This window comes from Enterobacter sp. 04-C-12-SI-ECC (assembly GCF_047530715.1).
Lineage (GTDB): Bacteria > Pseudomonadota > Gammaproteobacteria > Enterobacterales > Enterobacteriaceae > Enterobacter > Enterobacter bugandensis.
The window spans coordinates 342,760-361,342 of record NZ_JBLKDI010000003.1 but is presented as its reverse complement, the minus strand read 5'-3'; the positions used below and the strand labels follow the sequence as shown (position 1 = coordinate 361,342).

Below are 18,583 nucleotides of genomic sequence, written 5' to 3'. Positions count from 1 at the left end.
ACAAAAGGGTATCTGACATGAGTAACCAGGAATTTCATCAGCGCAGACTTTCTGCCACCCCGCGCGGCGTAGGCGTAATGTGTAATTTCTTTGCCCGCACGGCGGAGAATGCCACGCTTACCGACGTGGAAGGCAGCGACTATATTGATTTCGCCGCCGGGATCGCGGTGCTGAATACCGGCCATCGTCATCCTGAACTGGTGGCCGCAGTGGAAAAACAGCTTCACCAGTTCACCCACACGGCCTACCAGATTGTGCCGTATGAAAGCTATGTTTCATTAGCTGAGAAACTTAACGAGCTGGCCCCGGTGCAGAGCCCGGCCAAAACGGCGTTCTTCACCACGGGCGCGGAAGCGGTGGAAAACGCCATTAAAATCGCCCGGGCCCACACCGGCAGACCGGGCGTGATTGCCTTCGGCGGAGGCTTCCACGGCCGAACCTATATGACCATGGCCTTAACCGGCAAGGTCGCGCCTTATAAGCTGGGATTTGGCCCCTTCCCGGGGTCGGTTTATCACGTGCCGTATCCCTCCGAGCTGCACGGCATCACGACGCAGGATGCCATCACGGCGATAGAACGCCTGTTCAAAGCGGATATTGAGGCGAAACAGGTGGCGGCGATTATTTTTGAACCCATTCAGGGTGAAGGCGGATTCAACGTCGCCCCGCCAGAGCTGGTGGCCGCCATCCGCCGAATCTGTGATGAGCACGGGATCGTGATGATTGCCGACGAAGTGCAGAGCGGCTTCGCCCGTACGGGTAAACTGTTTGCCATGGAACACTACGTGGACAAGCCCGACCTGATGACGATGGCGAAAAGCCTGGCAGGCGGAATGCCGCTGTCTGGCGTGGTGGGTCGCGCCGAAATCATGGACGCGCCGGCGCCCGGCGGTCTGGGGGGGACCTATGCAGGCAACCCGCTTGCGGTGGCCGCCGCGCACGCGGTGCTGAATATTATCGACAACGAGTCACTGTGCGCCCGCGCCTGCCATCTGGGGGATCGACTGAAAGCCACGCTGGAGGAGATTCAGGGCACCTTCCCTGCGCTCGTGGCGATAAGGGGAAGAGGATCGATGATTGCGGCGGAGTTTTTTGATCCCGAGAGCCGTGAGCCTTCGGCCGCCATCGCGCAGGCGATCCAGCAAAAGGCGCTCGCCCAGGGCCTGCTGTTATTGATCTGCGGCCAGTACGGCAACGTGATCCGCTTCCTTTATCCGCTGACCATTCCGGATGCCCAGTTCAACCAGGCACTGGCGATCCTGCAACAGGTTATGCGCGATAAGTCCTGAGTGCCCACCGAAAACCGTCTCCCGGCATTCCGGAGACGGTTTCAACGGAGGAGATCGGCATAGATTTCCTCCGTGTGGGAAATGTTGGGGAATTTGCTCGGTTTCATTGTATGCTCCCTGAAACACATCCCTGGCATGAGGAAATAAGAATTGCAAAAAACATCCGCCTATCAGTCACTTGTGAAAACCTTCCAGCGCCTCTCCCGCTTCTCGCATCTCTCCTCCATCGCCAGCTGGGACATGTTCACCATGATGCCGCCCGGCGGCAGCGCCGCGCGCGGTGAAGCGCTGGCAGAGATGAGCGTCCTGCAACATCAGATCCTGACCGATAAAAAAGTCGGCGACCTGTTAGCGGCCGCAGCAGGGGAAGATCTGAATGACGTCGAACAGGCCAACCTGCGTGAAATGACGCGACAGTATCAGCAGGCTACCCTGCTGCCGGAATCGCTGGTGGAAGCCAAATCTCTCGCGGGCAGCAGGTGCGAGCACGCCTGGCGTACGCAGCGTCCCGCCAACGACTGGCAGGGCTTTTCCGCCAACCTGAAAGAAGTGGTGAAACTCAGCCGTGAAGAAGCCCGCCTGCGCGCAGAAGCCAAAGGCTGTACGCCGTACGACGCGCTGCTGGATATTTTTGAACCGGACATGACCAGCGCGCGCCTGGACGTGCTGTTTGGTGATATGAAAACCTGGCTGCCGGACCTGCTGGCAAGCGCGGTAGAGAAACAGGCTCAGCGGTCGTTCGTTCCGCCGCAGGGCCCCTTCCCGACGGCAACCCAGCGCGAACTGGGTCTGGAAGCCATGAAGATGCTCGGCTTCGATTTTAACGGCGGTCGCCTCGACGTAAGTGCGCACCCGTTCTGCGGCGGCGTACCGGAAGACGTGCGCATTACCACACGCTATGATGAGGACGAGCTGCTCAGCGCGCTGTTTGGCGTGATCCACGAAACCGGACACGCGCGCTACGAACAAAACCTGCCGCGCGCGTGGGCAGGCCAGCCTATTGCCCTGGCCCGCTCAACCGCGATCCACGAATCCCAGAGCCTGTTCTTTGAGATGCAGTTGGGACGCAGCGAAGCCTTCCTTAAGCACCTCCTCCCTGCCGTTCACGCCCGCTTTGGCAGTCAGGCGGCGTTTAGCGAAGAGAACTTTATCGCCTGGAACCAGCGCGTGAAGCCAGGCTATATCCGCGTCGATGCCGACGAAGTGAGCTACCCGGCACACGTGGTGCTGCGCTATGAGATTGAGCGCGCGCTGATCAACGGCGAGATCGAGGTGGACGATATCCCCGCCCTGTGGGATGAGAAAATGCAGGCCTGGCTCGGATTATCCACCAAAGATAACTACCGCAACGGCTGCATGCAGGATATCCACTGGACCGACGGCGGGTTTGGTTACTTCCCGTCGTACACGCTGGGCGCGATGTATGCCGCGCAGCTGTTCCATGCTGCAAAGACCGCGCTTCCGGGACTGGCGTCCTCCATCGCTGAAGGGGATTTTTCCGCCCTCTTTGAGTGGCTGCGTCAGAACATCTGGCAGCACGGTAGCCGCTTTAGCACGTCGCAGTTAATCACCCAGGCGACGGGGGAAGATCTGAATATCCGCTACTTCCGCGAACACCTGACCTCACGCTACCTGTAATGATAAGGCCGGGGTTCTTCCCCGGCCTTGTACATATGGTTACACGCCGATACCAATCACTCACGGAAACCCCGAATTTACAGGGATATAGTTATTTCAACGGCCCCGCAGTGGGGTTAAATGAAAAACCAAATTCGAGGGTATGAACATGAAAAAAGTATTAGCTCTGGTTGTTGCCGCTGCTATGGGTCTGTCTTCTGCTGCGTTTGCTGCTGAAACCACTGCTGCACCAGCTGCTGCGGCGCCTGCTGCAACGACCACCGCGGCGCCAGCAAAAACCGTACATCACAAGAAACACCACAAAGCCGCTAAACCGGCTGCAGAGCAAAAAGCGCAGGCAGCTAAAAAGCACCACAAAAAAGCCGCTAAACCAGCCGTAGAGCAGAAAGCCCAGGCTGCGAAAAAGCACCACAAGAAAGCCGCTAAACCAGCCGTAGAGCAGAAAGCCCAGGCTGCGAAAAAGCATCACAAAAAAGCAGTAAAACACGAAGCTGCTAAACCAGCTGCACAGCCAGCTGCGTAAGCGTACAAGCTTAACCGTGCCCTGCGGGGCACGTTGGTAAACCGGCGCTGAACCGGAAAAGGTTCTGCGCCGTTTTTTTTATCCGGAGGGCGTATGCTGCGACGCTATCGGTTTGAGCTGATTCTTATCCTGCTTATTTTATGCGCGCTCATCGCCAGCCGCTTTTATCTTTCCTGACTGTAGCACGCTGATTTTACTCCCACTTTAGCGCCGTCCCGTCTATAGTATTTTCATAGGGTTCACTTTTAATAATCATAATTACCCCCACCAGAGTGTGATATGCGTAAATCTGTTGTGTTGTTGCTGGGAACGTTTGGCCTTTTTTCTGGATTTTCACAGGCGGATGATGGCGGTGATAACGCCATTAGCGCGAAAGAGCTAAAGACGCTTTTTTTCGGTCATGACGATCGTACTCGCGTCACCGATCCTACCCAGGCTCCCTGGGACGCTATAGGCCAACTGGAAACCGCCAGCGGCAACCTGTGTACCGCGACGTTAATCACCCCGCAATTAGCGCTGACGGCGGGCCACTGCCTGTTGACGCCACCCAACGGTAAGCCAGACAAAGCGGTTGTCTTACGATTTGTGTCGCAAAAAGGGATCTGGCGCTATGAAATCCACGGCATTGAAGGTCGGGTTGATGCTTCTCTTGGGAAGCGTCTTAAACCGGATGGAGACGGCTGGATTGTGCCGCCCGCGGCAGCCTCGTGGGATTTTGGCCTGATTATTTTGCGCTACCCGCCTTCGGGCATTACGCCGCTGCCGTTATTTGACGGCGATAAAGCGGCGCTCACCGCCGCGCTGAAAGCTGCCGACCGCAAGGTAACGCAGTCAGGCTACCCGGTCGATCATCTGGATGCGCTTTACACCCACACGGACTGTATCGTGACGGGCTGGGCGCAGACCAGCGTGCTTTCCCATCAGTGCGATACGTTGCCGGGCGACAGCGGTTCACCGCTGATGCTGAAAACCGATAACGGCTGGCAGTTGATTGGGGTTCAAAGCTCCGCCCCGGCGGCGAAAGACCGCTGGCGAGCCGATAACCGGGCCTTATCCGTCACCGGTTTTCGCGATAAGCTGGAAGCGCTGGCTAAAGAGTAAGCCAGCGCGGCTGTCTGTGAATCAGGGTTACCGATTGATCAGGCGAGTTTTATCATGATCATGCCCGCCAGCAGCAAGATCAGTCCTATCCAGCCTTTATTATTTAAACGCTGCCCGAAAAGCACCCACCCTGCGGCCAGGGTGGCGGCGATACCAAAACCGCCCCACAGCGCATAGGCCACGGACAGATCGATACCTTTGACCGCCTGTGACAGGGCGCTGAACGCCCCCAGCACTGCGGCAATCGACATCAGGCCATAAACCTTACGGCGAAAACCGTCAGAGAATTTCAGCAGAACGTTCGCCAGAATTTCCAGCACGATGGCGAAGCCCAGCCAGGCCGCATGAACCCATTCAAACTGTTGCATGGTTCTGCTCCTTCTGCTGTTTTGTCGGTTTACGGGTACCTGATTTAATCAGCACGATACCCGCGACCAGCGTCGTTAACCCGGCGACCTTCATTGTTGTTAATGTTTCGTCGAATATCAGAACGCTGAACAGCGTAATCAATAAAATACCGATCCCTTCCCACAGCGCATAGGCCACACCCAGCGCAATTTTCTTCACCGCAAATGAGAGGAAAATATAGGAAAGGGATATCATCACCAGCATTAAAATAAAACCGGTATTGCCCTCGCTGACGCTTGCCCATTTCATTGACAGCGTGCCGGTAATTTCAGCGAGGATAGCCAGGGCTAATAAGATCCAGTAAAACATGTTTTTCTCCTGCTTGAGAATATAATCCATCGTGGCCCGCCGCATGCAGCAAACCAAAAAAATATGAAATTAAATCAGACAGCTAAGCGCGTAGCGCCAGCTCAGGCAGAAGATGTGACTATAGTGCGGTGCGCCAGTGTTGCTCACCAGCAATCAGGCAGAAGGAGGTAGAAAATAGAGCAGCGTTGTTTGAAGAATAGGTCCTGAACAAATTGTCCATAAAATTACAATTATCCGCGTTGTTGCTTCTCGTCTTTGCGGATGAAAATTGTCCTCGGTAGTTGAACACGCCAAATTTGTACCATAACTGAAGATTTTACTCAAAGTCTTTTCAATTCTTTACCCATCCCGTTTGATTTTGGTTAGTTTATTGCAGGACGTTTACCCTCTATTATAAATAAAAATCTTTTTTTGGAGTCACCATGGCTAAACCCATTATTACCCTCAACGGGTTAAAAATTGTCATCATGCTGGGCATGCTGGTGATCATACTCACGGGCGTTCGTTTTGCCGCCGACATCATTGTGCCCTTTATTCTGGCCCTGTTTGTTGCGGTGATCCTTAACCCACTGGTCCGGCGCATGACGCGGCTGCGCATCCCGCGCGTGCTGGCAATTACCCTGCTAATTAGCGTCATTATTTTCGCCATGGTGTTACTGGTTGCGTATCTGGGTACCTCGCTGAACGAACTGGCGCGAACGCTGCCGAAATACCGTTCCTCGCTGGCGATACCGCTGCTGCAGCTTGAGCCCTGGCTTCAGCGCGCGGGAATAGAAGTCTCGGTTGAGGAGCTTCTTAAATATATCGACCCTAATGCGGCCATGACCATCGTCACAGGCCTGCTGACGCAGCTTTCCAATGCCATGACCTCCATTTTCCTGCTGTTTTTAACGGTGGTGTTCATGCTGCTGGAGGTGCCACAGCTGCCCGCAAAGTTACAGCAAATCATGGTTCGTCCGGTTGAAGGAATGGGCGCTATTCAGCGCGCGCTGGACAGCGTTTCACGCTATCTGGTACTGAAAACCGTCATCAGCCTGGTCACCGGGGTGGTGGTCTGGGGAATGCTGGTGGCGCTGGACGTCCGCTTTGCGTTCGTCTGGGGGTTACTGGCATTTGCGCTCAACTACATTCCTAACATCGGCTCCGTGCTGGCGGCAATCCCCCCTATTCTTCAGGTGCTGGTGTTCAGTGGATTTTATGATGCGCTGATTCTGCTGGCCGGCTATCTGGCGATTAACCTGGTGTTCGGGAATATTCTTGAACCACGAATGATGGGGCGCGGGCTGGGGCTTTCGACGCTGGTGGTCTTTTTGTCCCTGATTTTCTGGGGCTGGCTGCTCGGTCCCGTAGGCATGCTGCTCTCCGTTCCGCTGACCATCATCGTGAAGATTGGTCTGGAACAGACGGCGGGTGGGCAAAGCATCGCCGTGCTGCTGAGCGATATGAGCCATCAATAGCCGTCATTCCGCCATCGACATGAGGGGCTTGTTTGCCCTTCCTCCTTCACGGTAAGCCCTGAGCGCCCTCTGCCAGTCCGTCAGAGGGTACACCGTTCCGGGGCTGTACGCGCTGGCGCGCATCCGGGGCCAGATTTGATCGAACTCCGCGCGCCACGCCTCTGCGCTGAGCCCATCCAGATAGTTACGAATATGGAACCACGCCACGCGCGGCAGGGGCCGTTGCTGGCGGAAGGTCTGCCCGGAGAGCAGCCCGTAGCAGACAAATATGCCCTGCTCCGGCAGCACGCTCAGGATCGCTTCCGCCAGCGCCCCGCCGGTTGCATCGTAAACGACGTCGGCACGCGCGGCAACGGAGAGAATCCGCTGCATGTCATGCTGTGCGACAGGAACGATCCCCATCGCCGCCAGCCGTTCAGCGTGAGCGGGCGAACGATGAATACCGTACACCGCCTCTGCCCCCGCCAGACGCGCCCACTGCCCGAGCAGAATGGCGCAATCCGAACCGGCGGCCGTGAGCAGCACCCGCTTTCCCCGCGGTGGATAGTGGCTCAACATCATCTGCGCCGCCAGCGGGTTGATATAGGCCCGCGCGGCCAGGCGTGAATCGACATCATCCGGCACGGGTATCGCATACTCTGCCGGGCAATCCGCATAGCGCTGCCAGGTGCCCTGCCCGCGCAGCGGCAGAACGCGTTTACCCTGCAGATATGCAAAAGACGCGGGTGCCTGAATGACAACGCCGACGCCTTCATACCCCGCGACGGCGGGCAGCGGGGTTCTGTGGCGGTAAGCGCCGGTAATGGGAATGAGATCGGACGCGTTCACCGGCGCATACAGCATTTGCACGCGGAGGTATCCCGGCGCAAGCGCGCCCGGCGGCGCGGTTTCAGGTTGCAGAACAGATTCTGGCTCGCCAAAACGGCGATACCAGAGGGCCAGATTTTCCATTACGATCTCACGGCTGACGGCGGAATACTTAATCGCGCCAGCCCATTGCCGGTGCGACATGTTTGAGAATGGACTCAATCACGTGCGCATTGTAATCCACACCGAGCTGGTTCGGTACGGTCAGTAATAACGTATCAGCCTCGGCAATCGCCTCGTCCTTCTTCAGCTGTTCAATCAGCCTGTCAGGCTCTGCGGCATAGCTGCGCCCAAAGATCGCGCGCGTTTTTTCATCAAGATACCCCACGCTATCGCTGTCGTTGCGGCTGGCGCCGAAGTACATCCGGTCGCGGTCGTCCATCAGGACAAAAATACTACGGCTGACCGAGACGCGTGGCTGCCGCGTATGCCCTGCCTCTTTCCAGGCCTGACGATAGGCGCGGATCTGTTTTGCCTGCTGAATATGGAACGGCTCACCGGTTTCATCGTCTTTCAGGGTTGAGCTTTGCAGGTTCATTCCGAGCTTAGCGGCCCATACCGCCGTCGCATTTGAACCGGCGCCCCACCAGATACGCTCCCGCAGCCCTTCAGAATACGGTTCCAGGCGCAGCAGCCCAGGCGGATTGGGGAACATCGGCTGTGGATTCGGCTTTGCAAACCCTTCGCCGCGCAGCACCTCAAGCAGCACCTCGGTATGACGGCGCGCCATGTCCGCTTCGTTTTCCCCTTCCTGCGGGACATAGCCGAAATGACGCCAGCCATCAATGACCTGCTCCGGGGAGCCGCGGCTGATGCCAAGCTGCAAACGGCCGCCGGAGATCAGATCTGCCGCGCCCGCATCCTCGGCCATATACATCGGGTTTTCATAGCGCATATCAATCACGCCCGTACCGATTTCAATGGTTTTCGTTTTCGCGCCTATTGCCGCCAGCAGAGGGAACGGCGAGCTAAGCTGACGGGCGAAGTGGTGCACGCGGAAATAGGCGCCGTCCGCGCCCAGCTCTTCAGCGGCCACGGCCAGGTCGATGGACTGCAGCAGCGTGTCTGCCGCCGAGCGCGTGCCGGACTGCGGAGAAGGCGTCCAGTGACCAAACGATAAAAACCCGATCTTTTTCATAACCCTGTGTCCTGATAATGCGTTGCGTTCTGTCCACTTTACGCATTACCCGGTAAGAATAAATGCCGTTTATTTAACGGAATGCATCAAATAAATTGACGGAATAGAGGGGTTCGTCATTCCGCTCCATAATGGATATAATATTCCCCACTTTTTTCATGGCAGGTAAAACCGGCAATGGCTCTGATCCCTAAAAACTACGCGCGACTGGAAAGCGGCTATCGCGAGAAAGCATTAAAAATCTATCCCTGGGTCTGCGGACGCTGCTCGCGGGAGTTCGTCTATTCCAACCTGCGTGAATTGACGGTTCACCATATCGATCATGACCATACTAACAACCCGGAAGATGGCAGCAACTGGGAGCTGTTGTGCCTGTTTTGCCACGATCACGAGCATTCGAAATACACCGAAGCGGATCAGTACGGCACCACCGTGGTCGCCGGTGAAGACGCGCAAAAAGACGTGGGTGTCGCCACGTTTAACCCGTTTGCCGATTTAAAAGCGATGATGGATAAGAAGAAATAATCTTCTCGTCCGCTCGTGCTCCGCAATTTTAAAATGTCCAGGTGATAGCGGCGGTTGCAGACCCCTCATTGCGCCGCATCACTATTGGGCTTTCATTCGCATGGTCGCCAAGCCAGGTATAGTCCGCGCTCAGGACCGTTCCCCAGTGAGCATCGAACTGATGGCTCCAGGTCAGGCTGGTGTCGACGCCATAAAATCCCCCCGGCGCTGAATAGCGGCGATAGCCGGTGCGGCGGCTCTGCTGCTCGCTGACCCCATACCAGGTATTCAGATAACGGCTGTCGCCAAACAGAGCCGCAGACTGAAGGGCGATCGTGTCCTCGCTGTTTTGTAGGGGAATCAACGTAACGGACGCCTGATAACTTACGCCCTGGCTGTCCGTTAACGGTAGCGTCGCCTTACCCTCAACGCTTAGCCAGGACGCAGCCTGCCAGCCGGCGGCCAGGCCGGTATTCAGGGTGGCATCAATGTCCCCCATCCCCTTCAGATTGTTTGCGCCCTCACGCCAGCCAGAATTTTTCTCTGCCCTCCCGAGGTCGTAACCCAGCGTATGTTCCAGGTACCAACCGCTGTCGTTTTGCAGGTCATATCCCACTCCTTTTTGTGCATCAATAAAGAAAGCACCCTTGCGCCCCTGCAGCAAAGGAACCACCTGCCACACCTGCTTGTCTGAGCCTGAATAACGGGGGGCATAGTGACCGCCCAGCCCGACGGTTAAAGAGCCGGAAGCGGCGTCATCATCCGCCTGCACACCTGAGGCAACGGCCATCAGAAGCGGAACGGTCATATACAGGCCTTTTTTTATCGCTATCATACTGTTCTCCACGCAGACGCTGGCGTCTGCTGATTCAGGGTCTGCCACACAATGTTGGCGCAGTATGGTTTGGCTAAATCAATGAATCGTCGGGATAGTGTTAAGAAACGGTCAAGGTGAACGGATGTTGTCCAGAAGAGTGCTGATTATTGAAGATGACGCCGATGCGGCTGGCGTGCTTGAAGCCTATTTACGTCGTGAAAATTACGATGTCACCATTACCGGAGACGGTCTTTCCGGGCTGGATATGGCGCAGCGGTGGAAACCCGACCTCATCCTGCTGGACGTGATGCTGCCCGGGCTTAACGGCACCGAAGTGCTGGCCGGACTGCGCCGTAAAAGCGATGTACCGGTGATCATGGTCACCGCCATGGGCGACACCCCCGATCGCATTGGTGCCCTGCGGTACGGTGCCGATGATTATGTTGTGAAACCCTATCATCCGGGAGAAGTCGTGGCTCGCGTACAGGCGGTGCTGCGACGCAGCAGTAAAAAAGAGACAGACGACGAGATCCTTCGCTGGCAAACGCTGGAGGTGGATGTGGCCGCCATTGTGGCGAGCGTGGATAACGGCTGCGACGCGCCCGTGATGCTCGATCTTACGCCAACGGAATTCTCGCTTCTGGCAACGCTGCTGCGCTCTCCCGCACGCCCCTTTTCCCGTCAGTACCTGCTGGAACACTGTCTGCCGGAAAGCGAGGCGCTGGAGCGCGTGGTGGACACCCATATTTATAACCTGCGTAAAAAACTCGAAGCGGCGGGTATTTCCGGCGTGTTGATTAACGTTCGCGGCGTGGGATACAGGTTCAGACAACCATGATAAAAAACCGGCACTCCTCTCTCTGGCGCTGGATTTGCGCGCGTATCCTGGCACTGGCCATCGGCAGCGTGATCGTCATTGCCACCTGCATGTGGCTACGTTATGCGGTACAGAACTACTGGATAATGGGCAGAATGCCAGCGGCGGTCCGGCAGGAATTCCTGACGCTCAGCCAGAACCCACAGGCCGATCCGGCCCGCTTCCACAGCATTGTGGATACCTGGTGGGGGCTGAGTTATTCCACGCCATCCATCGCCTCTGCGGACTGGGTTACGGTGGCCCTGCTGGTGCTGGTGATGATCCCGTTTATTGTGGTGATGGGGTTAAAACACGCCCGACCGCTGGCGCTGCAGTTCAGCCGTCTTCGCGATGCCGCCAAAGATGTCGCCGACGGGCAGTTTGGCCGTCAGGCTGAACTGGTCAAGGATGCGCCAGCGGAAATGGTCAGCTTTGCAAACGACTTTAACTCCATGACGGGGCAACTCGCCCGCTATGAAAAAGAGCTCCGCGCCTCGCACGTCGCGATGGCGCACGAGCTGCGTTCGCCCCTGACGGCCGCCATTGGTCGTCTGCAGGGCATGTTGGACGGTGTGTTTGATGCCAGCCCGGTGCAGCTGGGAATGGTGATGAAACAGCTTCAGCATCTTAATCGCCTGACCGATGAGCTTCACCTTCTCTCGTTAGCGGACGCGGGAAATCTGGTGCTGGAAGAGCAGGCCTTTTCTCTGGATGAGCTTATTCAGGAGCGGGCGGCCTGGATCATGCCGCAGGCCGAAGCGCATCATTTTACGATTACGCTGCGTAACCCGCGTACGTTCCCGTTCAGAGGCGATGCGTTCCGCATGGGGCAGGTATTTACTATCCTTATGGAAAATGCACTACGCTACGGGCGCGAAGGCGGCCATCTTGAGGTGGCGCTGCACTACGCCAGCGGGCATTACGCCATTGAATTTCACGATGACGGACCGGGCGTATCCCTCCAGTTCTTACCGGACATGTTTAAGCGCTTTAGCCGTGAGGAGCAGTCCCGCGCGCGGCATTCCGGCGGCAGCGGCCTCGGTTTGTCTATCGCCCGGGCGATTTGTCAGGCCCATGGGGGCACGATCGAGGCCTCATTACCGGAAACGGGCGGCCTTGCTGTGCGTATTTTGTTACCCTGGCAGCCGTCCGGTAATGAAAATATCCACTCTTGATAAACCCTTGACAGAACATCGAATCTTTCTCGACGTAGCGCGCATTTAATAACGCCCTCATCTTTATGGAGCGGCGTTATGTCAGACGAATTTGTTCTCTCCCTCCGCCACTGCCTGCACCATATGTACGGCGTGGCGCGTACTCTTTCCTGGGTAAATTTTCTCCCTCTGGTCCTGCTCGCGCTGGTGATTTTTCCGCTCACCGGCTGCGGTGACAAACAGGAAAATAAGCCTGCCCCAGTGCGTAAGGTGCGCTACGTCGTCGTACGTACAGCCCAAACCCTCCCCGCGCTGGAAAGGACCGGTGAGATCCATGCCCGCGATGAAACGACGCTGAGCTTTCAAACCGGGGGGCGAATACTGACGCGCAGCGTTGATATTGGCGATCGGGTTAATGCCGGACAGCTGCTGGCCACACTTGAAAATACCACCGGACAAAATCAGCTCGACAGCGCAACGGCCGACTATGAAGGGGCCACAGCCTCAGCGCAGGTTGCCGCGCTTAACGTCAGCCGAATGCAAAAGCTCATGCCGACGGGCGCAATAGCCCGCACGCAACTCGACAGCGCCCGCGCGGACTGGCTTGTCGCCCGCGCGCGATTAAAAAGCAGCGAGGCCGCGTGGCGTAACGCCCGCGAAAGCCTTGGCTGGACGCGCCTTATCGCTCCACAAACCGGCACGATCACCGAGGTGAGCGCCTCTGCGGGCCAGGTTGTCAGCGCGGGACAGACGGTGCTTACGCTGGCAACCGGCGAAGCCCGCGACGTAGCGTTTGATATCGCCACGCCCGATGCGATACCGCCGCTGGATAAGGCGGAATTGCGGGTTTCCCTGCTCAGCGACCCGTCGGTACAGGCATCTGCCGTGCTGCGGGATATCACCCCGCAGGCCGATCCTCAGACCCGCACCTGGCGCGTCAGAGCCACCCTGATAAACCCGCCAGCGGCGATAGCGCTGGGTGCCAGCGTCACCGTCACCCTGCCCTCGACTGGCCCGCGAGGTTACGTCATTCCCGCATCGGCTCTGAGCCGAACAGGAGATAGACCGGCGGTGTTTGTGATTAACCCGCATTCGCAGGCGCAGCTGCGTGCGGTGGTGCCTGCCTGCTATACGGCCTCCTCGGTGATTATCGCCTCCGGCCTTGAGCCAGGCGACCGGGTGATTACGGCTGGCGTGAGCAAACTCCGTTCCGGAGAGCCGGTGGTACCCGGGGAGGTTCAGCCATGAACACGAAACCGCAAGCGAAATTTAACCTGTCCGCATGGGCGCTTAACCATCAGCAGATGGTCAGTTTCTTCATGCTGCTGATCGTGGCGATGGGCGTGTTCTGCTATGAAAAACTGCCGCGTAATGAAGATCCGGTTTTTACCATTAAAACGGCGGTCGTCTCCGCGCAGTGGCCGGGCGCGTCCGTAACGGACACCACCCGTCTGCTGACCGATACGCTTGAAAAAAAGCTGCAGGAAACGCCCTGGCTTGATTATCTCGAAAGTGAAACCCGTGCCGGGAGCGTGGTTATCCATGTGAATCTCCGTGACAATACCCCGCAGCAAATGGTGCAGGACATCTGGTATCAGATCCGCAAAAAAATGCAGGACATCGCGCCGTCTTTACCGGAAGGCGTTCAAGGCCCTGCCGTGAACGACGAATTTGACGATACGTTCGGCACGATTTACGGCTTTATTCCCGACGGCTACACCTTACGGGAAGTGCGGGATCGCGTTGAGACAATACGTCGTGAGCTCGCCTCCTTGCCAGATATCGGCAAAACCACCCTGCTGGGCGAACATCAGGATCAGATGGTTCTCGCCTTTTCTCCGGCCCGTCTGGCGGGTATGGGACTGGATATTCAGGCGGTCGCCGATGCGCTGCGGGCGCAAAACGCGGTTGTCCCAGCTGGCGTTATGCGTACCGGGCAGGAGAACATCGCGATCAAGGTCAGCGGGGCGCTCACGTCCGAAGAGAGTTTACGCGCCGTCACGCTGCACATTAACAATCGCTATATTCCGCTGACCGATATCGCCACCGTCACCCGGGAAGCCGCCGAGCCGCCGGCCCCCGCGTACCGGGTAAACGGCAAACCGGCCATCGGGCTGGCGGTGTCAATGGCGCCAACGGGCAACATGCTGCGTTTTGGCGCCGCGCTGAACGCCAGAATGACAGTCCTCAGCGCCGGGCTGCCGCACGGTATTGAGATGGTGAAAGTTGCCGATCAGTCGGAGGTGGTCAGTGACGCGGTAAGTGGTTTTGTCCGGGTGCTTATTGAAGCTGTTGTTATCGTGCTGGCGGTTTCATTTGTCTCGCTGGGTTTGCGGGCGGGGCTGGTGGTGGCTGCGGCCATTCCGCTGGTGCTCGCCATGACGTTTGCCGGCATGATGCTCGCCGGCATCGGGCTTCAGCGTATCTCGCTTGGGGCGCTGATCATTGCGCTGGGTCTGCTGGTGGATGACGCCATGATCGCCGTCGAAACGATGGTCTCCCGACTGGAAGCCGGGGATTCCCGTCGGCATGCGGCCACCCATGCATTCAAAACGACGGCCTTCCCGATGCTCACCGGAACCCTGGTGATGATTGCCGGGTTTATTCCCGTTGGTTTTGCGGCCTCCAGCGCCGGTGAATATTGTTTTTCCCTGTTTGCGGTAGTGCTGATTGCCCTGCTCTGCTCCTGGGCTGTCGCGATCCTGTTTTCGCCGCTGACGGGCACGTGGCTGCTGCCGGAGAAGGTCAGACATCGCGCGGCAGGCCCTGGAAGGATCGCGCGCGGGTACGGGCGGCTTTTAGGGCTGGCGCTACGTCACCGGCTCGCCACCGTGCTGATTGCGCTTTCCGCGCTGGGGCTGTCCGTGTACGGCACGAGGTTTATGCAGGGTGAGTTCTTCCCCGCGTCGGACCGGCCTGAGCTGCTGGTCAGCCTGACGCTTCCGGCCAACGCGTCGCAGCCCGAAACGTTAAGAGAGGTGGAAAAGCTGGAACACGCGCTGGCCGGCAACAGCAATGTCGAGCGCTACTCGACGTACGTCGGGTCAGGAGCCATCCGTTTTTACCTGCCGATGGACGTGCTGCTGGAAAATGAAAACATCGCCCAGATTGTGGTGGTGGCGAAGGATCTTCAGGCGCGGGATCGTCTGCATGGGCAGTTGAACAGGCTGCTGGCGGCGCAGTTTAGCGACATCATCACGCGCGTGTCGCCCCTGGAGCTTGGGCCGCCCGTCGGCTGGCCAATCAAATACCGGGTGAGCGGGCCTGATTACCTGCAGGTCCGGGTGCTTGCGAACCGTCTGGCCGACGCGATTGGCCAATCGCCGCTGTCGCGCGAGGTTAACCAGACGGCCGGAGAGCCGGAGAGGATCATTACTCTGAAGGTGAATCAGACGGCGGCCAGGGCGGCAGGAATATCGTCAGAAGCTCTCGCCCGCACCTTGAATACCCTCTGGTCCGGCAGCGTTGTCACCTCGGTCAGGGATAACGATCGCCTTGTCGACGTGGTACTGCGGGCCACGGACAATGAACGTCACAGCACCGCCACTCTCTCCTCGCTGACCGTTCAGGGGAATGACGGTAAAAAAATTCCGCTCAGCGCCGTCGCGACGCTGGACTGGAGCGTGGACGATCCGGTCATCTGGCGTCGACAGCGGTTGCCTTTTATTACGGTGCAAACTGACCTCGCGCCGGGGCTGAGGGCCGAAGCGGTATCGGCGGCGCTGCGTCCGGCGATCGACACGCTGCGCGCGGAGCTGCCTGCCGGTTACAGCATAGAAGAAGGCGGCGCGGTTGCCGAATCAGATAAGGGGAACAGCTCCGTTTTTAGCGTTCTTCCGGTGACGCTTGTCATCATGTTGATGCTGCTGATGCTTCAGTTGCGCCGATATTCCCGGATGCTGCTGGCGCTTCTGATGGCCCCGTTTGGTTTACCGGGGATCGTGCTGGCTATGCTGCCCGGCGGCACGCCGATGGGATTTGTCGCGCTGCTGGGCGTCATCGCCCTGGCGGGGATGATCGTGCGTAACGCGGTGATACTGATTAGCGAGGTAGACAGTAATCTTGCTCAGGGGATGGCAAACGATGCCGCGATTGTGGCGGCCGCGGAGCATCGGGCCAGACCCATCTGTCTCACCGCCTGCGCCGCCATTCTGGGCATGATCCCGATCTCTCATCAGGTATTCTGGGGGCCAATGGCCTATGCGATTATCGGCGGGCTGCTGGTCGCGACGCTGGTAACGCTGACCGTATTACCCGCGTCGTTTAGCCTGCTGTTACAGTGGGGGACTCAGCGCAAAGCCGCAGAAGAAAGGTGAGCTGAGGCTCAATCGTTCCCCGGTAGATTACACAGCAGTCAGCGCAAAACGGTTCCTCAGGATCCGGGGGATCTCATCCTCCGTCAGCTGCTGCGGCTAAACTGCGCAAACGAACCCACGCCTCGCCTGCTGAATGCCATGGAACAGACTGGCGCGCGGTGTCATGAACTGGCGGGCTCCTCTCCGGTGGCGGTTTTACACTAAACTTTCCAGCCACTCGGTAAAGGCCCGCACCTTGCGGGAGAGATGGCGGTGTGGATAGAGAAGCGACAATTTACGATCCGGGGAGCGATGCTCCGGTAACACTTCAACCAGTTGGCCGCGGTCAATATAGGGCTGCAGAAAAAGATTCATCCCCTGTATTAACCCTAACCCGGCCAGGCCCGCCGCGATGTAGGCTTCGGAGTTATCCACGACCAGCTTGCCGGGCAACGTTATTTCCGCAATGCCTTCTGGCGTAGTAAACGTCCAGGGTTGAATTTTTCTGCTGTTGTTATTGATCCAGTTGATGGCCTGATGTTTGTATAAATCATCCAGCGTTTCTGGCGTACCGTGTTTTGCCAGCCAGGCCGGGCTGGCACAGGTCGTGATTTTTATGTTCCCGATTTTGCGCGCGACATAGTCACCATCGTCCAGCTCCCCCACTCGCAGCACACAGTCCAGGCCATCGCGCAGCATATCCCGACGGCGGTCAGAGCTGCTCAGTATGATGTCGATTTCAGGATGCTGCCGATAAAAATCCGGCAGGTTGGGTATGACCCTCAGCGCCGCAAAAGCGATGGGCATATCCACCCGCAACTGACCGTGTATTGCCCGGCCAGTGCCAAACGACTCCAGTAAATCGTCCGCCTGCGCCAGCAGGGGTTTACTTCGGCGATAAAACGCCTCTCCGTCCGGCGTCAGGCTAATCCGCCGCGTTGTTCTCTGCAGCAAACGCGTGCCGCTGTGCTGCTCCAGATGCTGTAACGCTTTGGTGACCGCCGGACGGTGGATCTGCAGATTTTCCGCCGCCTGGGTCAGGCTGCCCGACTCGACAATTTCAATGAAAACTCTAATTGATTCAAAGAGATTTAGTTGCATTGGTTGTCTCTTTTGCCGTCACAGGAATGTCAGGATTGTTACTTATTTTATAACAGTGATGAATCTTTTTGGCTATTTTTCCTAACAATCTTCCGCCCTACACTCTCCTCCATTCAAACGTGAGGAATGTTCTGCTATGAAAAATAACCGTATCTGTCAGATCCTGGGTATCGAAAAGCCTGTTATTCAGGGACCGTTATCCTGGCTTACTGATGCCCGTTTAGTGGCCGCGGTCAGCAATGCAGGAGGACTCGGCGTGCTCGGCCCCAACGCAGGGTTAACCGCCGATACCGCGGTCTCCACGCCGGAAGAAACCGCCGAAAAAATGCGGGAAGAAATTCGCAAAACCAAACGGCTGACCGAAAAACCCTTCGGCGTGAACCTGATCCCCACCGCCGTTAATGACGTCTGGACCGGGCCAATTCTTAAGGTGATAAAAGAGGAAGGCGTCAGGGCCGTGGTGTATACGGGCTATGGTGAAGGCAGCATTATTCCTGCGCTGTTCAGTGAATTAAAAGAGGCGGGTATTGCCATTATCTACCGCGACATTAATCCCACCCCGGAAAACACCCGTCTCGCGGAAGACGCAGGGGCTGACATTATCGTCGCCACCGGTTTTGACGAGGGCGGGACGCTGCCCGCAACGGCGCTGGGTACTTTTTCCATCGTGCCGCTGATTGCCGATGCCGTGAAGCATGTTCCGGTGATGGCGGCGGGCGGTATTACCGATCGCCGCACCGCCAGAGCGGCGCATGCGTTAGGTGCGGAAGGCGTGTTTGCCGGTTCGGTCTTTATCAGTACCGTAGAAAGCCGCGTGCCGCAGGAGGTCAAAGAGAAAATTGTTGCCGCCAACGGCCTGGACCTGCTGCTTTTCCGCACCGTCCCTCACTACTATCGTTCTCTCCCCGGCAAGCTGGCGGAAAAACTGGCGGCGATGGATAAAGCTGGCGCAAGCAATGAAGCGCTGGGCAAGGCGATGGGAGGATTGCGGGGCCTGCGCCTGGGCATGCTGGAAAATAACACCGATGAAGGTTATATCGCGCTCGGCACGGGGATCGGGAATATCCGCAGCGTGAGAAGCGTGGTCGAGGTTGTCGATGCGTTAACGGTTGAGTAAGCCCTTAAC

At 57.5% G+C, this 18,583-nt stretch carries 18 protein-coding genes; 12 read left to right on the top strand and 6 right to left on the bottom strand.

Annotated features, from left to right (window positions below; genetic code table 11):
• The first annotated feature begins 17 nt into the window (after positions 1 to 17).
• From puuE to ACMWL8_RS07725, 5 genes are all read left to right on the top strand, one after another.
• The gene (puuE, locus tag ACMWL8_RS07745) at positions 18 to 1,289 is read left to right on the top strand and encodes a 4-aminobutyrate transaminase (protein WP_045261458.1); all 1,272 of its coding nucleotides are present in this window, start codon (positions 18 to 20) and stop codon (positions 1,287 to 1,289) included.
• Positions 1,290 to 1,439: 150 nt separating this feature from the next.
• Positions 1,440 to 2,927, top strand: a complete 1,488-nt coding sequence (locus ACMWL8_RS07740) for a carboxypeptidase M32 (protein ID WP_045261459.1) — start codon at positions 1,440 to 1,442, stop codon at positions 2,925 to 2,927.
• Positions 2,928 to 3,075: 148 nt separating this feature from the next.
• Positions 3,076 to 3,450 carry an acid resistance repetitive basic protein Asr gene (gene asr, locus ACMWL8_RS07735; RefSeq protein WP_032642591.1) on the top strand — a complete coding sequence of 125 codons (375 nt, stop codon included), beginning with the start codon at positions 3,076 to 3,078 and terminating at the stop codon, positions 3,448 to 3,450.
• A 93-nt stretch (positions 3,451 to 3,543) separates the two neighbouring features.
• Complete coding sequence (locus ACMWL8_RS07730; protein WP_023617729.1) at positions 3,544 to 3,627, top strand: hypothetical protein; 84 nt, start codon at positions 3,544 to 3,546, stop codon at positions 3,625 to 3,627.
• 102 nt (positions 3,628 to 3,729) lie between these two features.
• The gene (locus tag ACMWL8_RS07725) at positions 3,730 to 4,551 is read left to right on the top strand and encodes a trypsin-like serine peptidase (RefSeq protein WP_028012967.1); all 822 of its coding nucleotides are present in this window, start codon (positions 3,730 to 3,732) and stop codon (positions 4,549 to 4,551) included.
• Between the two features lie 38 nt (positions 4,552 to 4,589).
• Here ACMWL8_RS07725 and mdtI read toward each other — a convergent pair whose 3' ends face one another.
• Both mdtI and mdtJ read right to left on the bottom strand, forming a co-directional pair.
• Positions 4,590 to 4,919, bottom strand: a complete 330-nt coding sequence (gene mdtI / locus ACMWL8_RS07720) for a multidrug/spermidine efflux SMR transporter subunit MdtI (protein WP_028012966.1) — start codon at positions 4,917 to 4,919, stop codon at positions 4,590 to 4,592.
• Positions 4,906 to 5,268, bottom strand: coding sequence for a multidrug/spermidine efflux SMR transporter subunit MdtJ (gene mdtJ, locus ACMWL8_RS07715; protein WP_028012965.1), 363 nt, complete (start codon positions 5,266 to 5,268; stop codon positions 4,906 to 4,908). Before mdtJ ends, mdtI begins: the two co-directional genes overlap by 14 nt.
• A gap of 422 nt (positions 5,269 to 5,690) precedes the next feature.
• Between mdtJ and ACMWL8_RS07710 the strand changes: the two genes are divergently transcribed.
• Positions 5,691 to 6,725, top strand: coding sequence for an AI-2E family transporter (locus tag ACMWL8_RS07710; protein WP_041910260.1), 1,035 nt, complete (start codon positions 5,691 to 5,693; stop codon positions 6,723 to 6,725).
• Positions 6,726 to 6,728: 3 nt separating this feature from the next.
• On the opposite strand, the gene ACMWL8_RS07705 is transcribed toward ACMWL8_RS07710, so the two are convergent.
• Together ACMWL8_RS07705 and ACMWL8_RS07700 are read right to left on the bottom strand one after the other, a co-directional pair.
• Complete coding sequence (locus ACMWL8_RS07705) at positions 6,729 to 7,676, bottom strand: zinc-dependent alcohol dehydrogenase family protein (RefSeq protein WP_045261811.1); 948 nt, start codon at positions 7,674 to 7,676, stop codon at positions 6,729 to 6,731.
• A gap of 28 nt (positions 7,677 to 7,704) precedes the next feature.
• Positions 7,705 to 8,730, bottom strand: coding sequence for an LLM class flavin-dependent oxidoreductase (locus tag ACMWL8_RS07700; protein WP_028012962.1), 1,026 nt, complete (start codon positions 8,728 to 8,730; stop codon positions 7,705 to 7,707).
• Positions 8,731 to 8,907: 177 nt separating this feature from the next.
• Here ACMWL8_RS07700 and yajD point away from each other — a divergent pair, with 177 nt between their 5' ends.
• A complete protein-coding gene (gene yajD / locus ACMWL8_RS07695; protein WP_003857471.1) occupies positions 8,908 to 9,255 on the top strand; it encodes an HNH nuclease YajD in 348 nt (115 codons plus the stop codon).
• 28 nt (positions 9,256 to 9,283) lie between these two features.
• Here the strand turns inward: yajD and ACMWL8_RS07690 are convergent, their stop codons facing one another.
• Entirely contained in the window at positions 9,284 to 10,069 is a 786-nt protein-coding gene (locus tag ACMWL8_RS07690) for a MipA/OmpV family protein (protein ID WP_028012961.1), read from the bottom strand.
• Between the two features lie 124 nt (positions 10,070 to 10,193).
• Here ACMWL8_RS07690 and ACMWL8_RS07685 point away from each other — a divergent pair, with 124 nt between their 5' ends.
• The 4 genes from ACMWL8_RS07685 (at position 10,194) to ACMWL8_RS07670 (ending at position 16,377) form a co-directional block, all read left to right on the top strand.
• A complete protein-coding gene (locus ACMWL8_RS07685) occupies positions 10,194 to 10,889 on the top strand; it encodes a response regulator (protein ID WP_045261460.1) in 696 nt (231 codons plus the stop codon).
• Positions 10,886 to 12,082, top strand: coding sequence for a sensor histidine kinase (locus ACMWL8_RS07680; RefSeq protein WP_045261461.1), 1,197 nt, complete (start codon positions 10,886 to 10,888; stop codon positions 12,080 to 12,082). Before ACMWL8_RS07685 ends, ACMWL8_RS07680 begins: the two co-directional genes overlap by 4 nt.
• 78 nt (positions 12,083 to 12,160) lie before the next feature.
• Positions 12,161 to 13,309 carry an efflux RND transporter periplasmic adaptor subunit gene (locus tag ACMWL8_RS07675; RefSeq protein ID WP_045261462.1) on the top strand — a complete coding sequence of 383 codons (1,149 nt, stop codon included), beginning with the start codon at positions 12,161 to 12,163 and terminating at the stop codon, positions 13,307 to 13,309.
• Positions 13,306 to 16,377 (top strand): efflux RND transporter permease subunit, encoded by a 3,072-nt coding sequence (locus ACMWL8_RS07670; RefSeq protein WP_045261463.1) that lies wholly within the window; start codon positions 13,306 to 13,308, stop codon positions 16,375 to 16,377. Before ACMWL8_RS07675 ends, ACMWL8_RS07670 begins: the two co-directional genes overlap by 4 nt.
• Positions 16,378 to 16,572: 195 nt before the next feature.
• On the opposite strand, the gene ACMWL8_RS07665 is transcribed toward ACMWL8_RS07670, so the two are convergent.
• The gene (locus ACMWL8_RS07665; protein ID WP_045261464.1) at positions 16,573 to 17,457 is read right to left on the bottom strand and encodes a LysR family transcriptional regulator; all 885 of its coding nucleotides are present in this window, start codon (positions 17,455 to 17,457) and stop codon (positions 16,573 to 16,575) included.
• 136 nt (positions 17,458 to 17,593) lie between these two features.
• Here ACMWL8_RS07665 and ACMWL8_RS07660 point away from each other — a divergent pair, with 136 nt between their 5' ends.
• Positions 17,594 to 18,574 (top strand): NAD(P)H-dependent flavin oxidoreductase, encoded by a 981-nt coding sequence (locus ACMWL8_RS07660; protein WP_045261465.1) that lies wholly within the window; start codon positions 17,594 to 17,596, stop codon positions 18,572 to 18,574.
• Positions 18,575 to 18,583 lie beyond the last annotated feature (9 nt).

What these genes read in the sequence shown, in the direction of transcription:
- puuE (WP_045261458.1), top strand. Translation starts at nt 18, where the DNA reads ATGAGTAACCAGGAATTTCATCAGCGCAGACTTTCTGCCACCCCGCGC.
- asr (WP_032642591.1), top strand. Translation starts at nt 3,076, where the DNA reads ATGAAAAAAGTATTAGCTCTGGTTGTTGCCGCTGCTATGGGTCTGTCT.
- ACMWL8_RS07730 (WP_023617729.1), top strand. Translation starts at nt 3,544, where the DNA reads ATGCTGCGACGCTATCGGTTTGAGCTGATTCTTATCCTGCTTATTTTA.
- ACMWL8_RS07725 (WP_028012967.1), top strand. Translation starts at nt 3,730, where the DNA reads ATGCGTAAATCTGTTGTGTTGTTGCTGGGAACGTTTGGCCTTTTTTCT.
- mdtI (WP_028012966.1), bottom strand. Translation starts at nt 4,919, where the DNA reads ATGCAACAGTTTGAATGGGTTCATGCGGCCTGGCTGGGCTTCGCCATC.
- mdtJ (WP_028012965.1), bottom strand. Translation starts at nt 5,268, where the DNA reads ATGTTTTACTGGATCTTATTAGCCCTGGCTATCCTCGCTGAAATTACC.
- ACMWL8_RS07710 (WP_041910260.1), top strand. Translation starts at nt 5,691, where the DNA reads ATGGCTAAACCCATTATTACCCTCAACGGGTTAAAAATTGTCATCATG.
- ACMWL8_RS07705 (WP_045261811.1), bottom strand. Translation starts at nt 7,676, where the DNA reads ATGGAAAATCTGGCCCTCTGGTATCGCCGTTTTGGCGAGCCAGAATCT.
- ACMWL8_RS07700 (WP_028012962.1), bottom strand. Translation starts at nt 8,730, where the DNA reads ATGAAAAAGATCGGGTTTTTATCGTTTGGTCACTGGACGCCTTCTCCG.
- yajD (WP_003857471.1), top strand. Translation starts at nt 8,908, where the DNA reads ATGGCTCTGATCCCTAAAAACTACGCGCGACTGGAAAGCGGCTATCGC.
- ACMWL8_RS07690 (WP_028012961.1), bottom strand. Translation starts at nt 10,069, where the DNA reads ATGATAGCGATAAAAAAAGGCCTGTATATGACCGTTCCGCTTCTGATG.
- ACMWL8_RS07685 (WP_045261460.1), top strand. Translation starts at nt 10,194, where the DNA reads ATGTTGTCCAGAAGAGTGCTGATTATTGAAGATGACGCCGATGCGGCT.
- ACMWL8_RS07680 (WP_045261461.1), top strand. Translation starts at nt 10,886, where the DNA reads ATGATAAAAAACCGGCACTCCTCTCTCTGGCGCTGGATTTGCGCGCGT.
- ACMWL8_RS07675 (WP_045261462.1), top strand. Translation starts at nt 12,161, where the DNA reads ATGTCAGACGAATTTGTTCTCTCCCTCCGCCACTGCCTGCACCATATG.
- ACMWL8_RS07670 (WP_045261463.1), top strand. Translation starts at nt 13,306, where the DNA reads ATGAACACGAAACCGCAAGCGAAATTTAACCTGTCCGCATGGGCGCTT.
- ACMWL8_RS07665 (WP_045261464.1), bottom strand. Translation starts at nt 17,457, where the DNA reads ATGCAACTAAATCTCTTTGAATCAATTAGAGTTTTCATTGAAATTGTC.
- ACMWL8_RS07660 (WP_045261465.1), top strand. Translation starts at nt 17,594, where the DNA reads ATGAAAAATAACCGTATCTGTCAGATCCTGGGTATCGAAAAGCCTGTT.